This window comes from Lactiplantibacillus sp. C232 (assembly GCF_023806725.1).
GTDB lineage: Bacteria > Bacillota > Bacilli > Lactobacillales > Lactobacillaceae > Lactiplantibacillus > Lactiplantibacillus plantarum.
The window spans coordinates 1-235 of the sequence record NZ_JAMSKZ010000079.1; the positions used below are offsets into that span (position 1 = coordinate 1).

At 43.8% G+C, this 235-nt stretch carries 1 protein-coding gene; it reads right to left on the bottom strand.

Annotation, left to right across the window (positions count from 1 at the left end; genetic code table 11):
• Positions 1–235 (bottom strand): transposase (locus tag MZO41_RS16705; RefSeq protein WP_252129727.1); only part of this gene is annotated, 235 nt, incomplete at both ends.

The window sequence follows — 235 nt, forward strand, 5'->3', positions numbered from 1 at the left end:
AAGCTATCGGTTGTCAAAGTGGCCAGTTCATCAGAAATTCTAAAGCGACAAATCGTCCGGTAGGACGGAATTTGGTCGGCAATTAACCACCCAGCTGGCTTGTTTTCACGGGCAAACTGTTCAATTTTACGACTGCTGAAAATGCCATAGCAGTATGCTAAAAGGACCAGTTTTAACATGGCACCGAGGTTATATTCCCGCGGACGGCCAAACTGGTAATCATATTTTAGTTTTA